Origin of the sequence: Caballeronia calidae, assembly GCF_900044055.2 — a bacterium.
Taxonomy (GTDB): Bacteria; Pseudomonadota; Gammaproteobacteria; order Burkholderiales; family Burkholderiaceae; genus Caballeronia; species Caballeronia calidae.
On the sequence record NZ_FCOX02000176.1, the window covers coordinates 1 to 4,603 of the forward strand.

The 4,603-nt window shown below is 59.0% G+C and carries 2 protein-coding genes and 2 pseudogenes; all 4 read left to right on the top strand.

Annotated features, from left to right (window positions below; translation table 11 throughout):
• A partial coding sequence (locus AWB78_RS41450; RefSeq protein WP_157697436.1) for a transposase occupies positions 1-436 on the top strand: 436 nt, incomplete at its 5' end.
• Between the two features lie 145 nt (positions 437-581).
• Positions 582-1,292: pseudogene (locus AWB78_RS44770) on the top strand (IS701 family transposase); the annotation flags it as partial.
• Between the two features lie 453 nt (positions 1,293-1,745).
• Positions 1,746-2,428 (top strand): annotated as a pseudogene (locus AWB78_RS41460) (IS6 family transposase).
• Positions 2,429-3,082: 654 nt separating this feature from the next.
• The gene (locus tag AWB78_RS41465; protein ID WP_062612966.1) at positions 3,083-4,213 is read left to right on the top strand and encodes a Fic family protein; all 1,131 of its coding nucleotides are present in this window, start codon (positions 3,083-3,085) and stop codon (positions 4,211-4,213) included.
• Positions 4,214-4,603: the final 390 nt, after the last annotated feature.

Genomic DNA, 4,603 nt, shown 5'->3' on the forward strand with positions numbered 1-4,603 from the left:
GGCCGAACTGGGTAACTGTGCTGCCGACAGCGGCCAATTGCCGATCGTTCTGGCGGCGGTAGCGCGCGACGCCGGGGCCGCCCCCAAGCAAGTCCTTGCCGATGCGGGCTACCGCTCGGAGGCGACGTTCGAACAATTGCGCGAGCACCCCGCCGAGTTGATCGTGGCGCCCGGACGCGAGGGCAAGAAAGAGGTGAAGGTCGATGCCCGGAAGCGCCCGCTATGCGCTGCGATGGCCGACAAGTTTACTTGTGCGCAAACTCAGGCGGCCTATCGAAAGCGCAAATGGCTGTCCGAACCGCCGAATGCCTGGGTAAAGAGCGTTCTCGGATTTCGACAATTCAGCATGCGCGGACTGGCCAAGGCCCAGGCCGAATGGAAACTCGTCTGCGCGGCGCTGAACCTACGCAGAATGTCGAAAATGACGCCTGCGTAAGTCCCGAAGGGGACAACATTGCCCTGATTTCGCCGCCGGGAAAGCCATTTTTGCGCGCAATGGCGGACCAAACCGCAATCGGCGTTGACGCCGCACGATGTGGCGTCAGTACCGGCAGCTCAAATTCTGTCTGCCGCGCGGATTCCTAGCCTATCTAAAAGGTTTGCTTGGTACGGTCGAACGCAAGAACGGCTGGCAGCTTGCCGAATGGATCGGCGAAGCCACGCCCGATGGTGTGCAGCACCTTCTCGAGAGAGCACAGTGGGATGCCGACGCGGCGCGCGATGTACTGCGCGAATACGTCGTTGAGCAACTCGGCGAGCGTGAGGCGGTGCTGATTGTGGATGAGACGGGATTCCTCAAGAAAGGTGAACACTCTGCCGGCGTGCAACGCCAATACAGTGGTACAGCAGGTCGCATCGAGAATAGCCAGATCGGTGTGTTCCTCTGCTATGCGGGCAATGGAGCTAGCGCATTTATTGACCGCGAGCTGTATATGCCCCAGTCATGGATCGACGATCGTCCTCGCTGCAAGGTTGCGGGCGTCCCGGACACGATGGGATTTGCAACCAAGCCGCAGCTCGCGCGCCAGATGCTTGAACGGGCGCTCGATGCGGGAGTGCCGTGCGGCTGGGTCACCGGCGATGAGGTGTATGGCGGTGACCGTCCTTTGCGGCTGTGGCTCGAGTCACGGGCGCAGCCATTCGTGCTGGCGGTGAAGAAGAGCGAACCACTATGGTGGCAAGGCCCGACCACTATGCGCACCGACAAGATTGCACAAGCCTTGTCACCGCAGGCTTGGCGCCGCCTCTCGGCCGGAATCGGCGCAAAAGGCGCGCGTCTGTACGACTGGGCACTTACGCCGTTGTGGCGCCTACAGTTGATCGTCGAGGAGCGTCGCTTTGGTCAGTTCACTGCCATTCAGCATCCAGGAGATCCGCCGGCTATTGTGTCGCCTGATATGGCGAACGCTGCACTCCGTCGAGCATGTGATGTCGTGGTCAATATGGCGGCGCCGACATCAGTACCGAGCCTAGCAGTGTCATTATCGACGACGCGGCGGTGTGCTCCCGGGGCATCTACGGCTGTAGTACTAACTAGGTGGAACGGGCGAATGGCCGGGACTGGCCGAAGCGCGACATGTGTGATGGTCGCAATTCGCTCTCCAAGCCGTTCAACGCCAGTCAACTTTCGCATTTCTCAAGGTGAACGATCGTCAAGACTATCGTCCAACATAATCGCCGTTGGTTCTGTTGCAATAAGGCGATCCGCTATGATGTGCGGGACGACATGAACGACAGAAAGCTTGATGAAGACGTTGAATCCAGCGGTGGCCCGAGTGCTCAAACGCCTACATTATCCGCTCGACGTGATCCTGACTTGCGTGCGGTGGTACGTCGCCTATCCACTGAGCCTGCGGCACCTCGAAGACATGATGGCTGAGCGCGGCATTTCGGTCGACCATTCGACTGTGCACCGCTGGGCCATCAAGCTGGTGCCGGTGCTGGAGAGGGCGTTTCGCCGCCGCAAGCAGCCGGTTGGCAAAAGCTGGCGCATGGACGAGACGTACACTCGCGTCAAGGGGGAATGGCGCTATCTCTACCGTGCCGTCGACAAGGACGGCAACACGATCGACTTTCTGCTTCGCGCCCACCGGGACAAGACGGCAGGCCGGCGCTACTTTGAGAAATCAATTGCCCAGAACGGTGTGCCCGAGACAGTAACAAAAGCGGCGCCAATCTTGCCGCGCTCGAAGCAATCAATGTCGATCGTGACGCGCCAATCGGGATCCGCCAGTGCAAATATCTCAATAACGTGGTCGAGCAGGATCATAGGGCGATCAAGCGACGCACCCGGCCCATGTTGGGGTTCAAGTCTTTTCGCTGTGCCCGGATCCTTCTAGCCGGCATTGAGGTTATGCACATGATCGCGAAAGGACAGGTGAAGTGCGCTGTCGGGACCCATCGATACACGACACTTCTCCAGCATTAACGAAGAGACTCGGGCGGTGATTGATTTGGTAGATCACGCCGCAAGCTCCCTGCCGATAGAGTGTGCCTCCTCGCACGAATTGTTGCTTGTCAGAGCTAAGGCGCTTGCGGGCAAACCGCTGCAGGCCCTTTGCCGGTTCTGTCGCGGTAAGGATCAAGAGGCGAGCGGGATCAATATGAGAAGCACTGCTTATGTTGCGAGATCGTAAAATTGATCGGCGGCGGACAGATACTGCGGCGGAGGCCTATTGAGATGACCAATATATCGCGCGCATCCATTTTTGGCTCCAAACGTTGTCCTCCCTGCGTCCTTCGCATTGCCTGTGCCCCGGATGATTACTTAGCGCCTGACAACACGTTCGTTACGTGAATCGACGGACAATCTGGATGCGCGGGCGCTCGTCCCAGCTGGCACGGCGCGTCCACGCAGGTCTTGGATTGTCCAGCGTGGAACCCTTCAAGTTCTTCATGCCTGACAGATCTTTCGAGCAGGCGTTGGCTGTTCTGCTCTCCCAGCGCTCGCTTCGAAATCATGCGGAAAACATCCGACGATCGTTTACCGATAACTCACGATGCGTCGATTGCTCCAACTATTCGATGCATATTTCGCGGTAAATACCTCGCCCATGCGGCGAATACATCATATAATCTCCGCATGAAACGCGGCGATTGTACGTATATCTGGGAGGTGCCCAACTGGCCGACACTGCGCTACGACATGGCTCGTCTGGCGGCACAGCTTGCGGACGTGTCACGTGCGCAGGGTCTGCTACTCGGCCGTCTGGCCGATGCCGGTATGGCGCTACGCGACCAGGCAAGTCTCGCGGCGCTCACGGAAGACGTCGTTAAGACCAGCGAAATTGAAGGCGAACGCCTCGATGTGGCATCAGTGCGTTCATCCATTGCGCGCCGACTCGGCGTCGACATCGGTGCGCTTGCGCCGACAGACCGAAACATCGAGGGTGTCGTCGACATGGTCCTCGACGCGACTCTCCAATGCACCACCCCGCTCACTGAGGAGCGAATGTTCGGCTGGCACGCGGCGCTCTCTCCGACCGGCTTCAGCGGCATGTCACGGATCAGCGTCGCCGCCTGGCGCGATGACACACACGGTCCTATGCAGGGCGTTTCGGGGCCGATTGGCAAACAGAAGGTTCATTTCGAGGCGCCTCCAGCGAAGCGTCTCGACGAAGAGATGAGGCGTTTTCTCGAGTGGATTAACGCCGATTCAGGTGAGCCTCTGCTTCTGAAATCCGGACTCGCGCATCTTTGGCTCGTCACGTTGCATCCCTTCGCCGACGGCAACGGCCGCATTGCGCGCGCCGTCGGCGACCTCCTGCTGGCCCGGGCTGACCGCAGCCCGCAGCGCTTTTACAGTTTGTCGGCACAGATCCAGCGTGAACGGAAAGAATACTACGCCGTACTCGAACATATCCAGAAAGGCACGCTCGACGTGACCGAGTGGTTGTTGTGGTTCCTGACCGCAATGTTGCGCGCAGTCGAACATGCGCATCGCACGCTCGACGCAGTATTCGTGAAGGCACGCTTCTGGCAGCAGTGGGCTGGCACCGCGCTGAACGAGCGACAAACGAAACTGCTTAATCGTCTACTAGATGGCTTCGAAGGAAAACTGACGAGTAGCAAGTGGGCGTCGATTGCGAAATGCTCACCCGACACCGCGTTGCGTGACCTCAACGAACTTGTCGCGCTCGGGATGCTGCGAAGATCATCGGCCGGCGGCCGGAGCACGTCTTACGAACTTGGCGATCCAGGCAAGATTGCGTGATGCGGTGGCGGACACCGCCCTTCACTCTGAATCTGACGACCGCTTTTTCGATCGGCTGCAGCGCCCCGGGTGACGCTGGTAGCTTACTCGGCGAATGCGCGCAACATCCGTCTCATAGAGCGACCCTCCTCGCTGCTGAGCGGAATTTGAACGTGACGAAATCATGCCCCCGCTGCGAGTCCCTGCTAGGGGGCCGCAGCAGCCTGTTAGATCGCTGCCATGCCACGAGATAAGATACACGATCGATCCCGAATTCGTTACGGTATGCTGCGCCCAACGCAAAAACCCCACCTTTTCGGGGTGGGGCTTTTGATTTCAGCATGAGGAGCCTGACGATTACCTACTTTCACACGGGTGATCCGCACTATCATCGGCGTGGAGTCGTTTCAC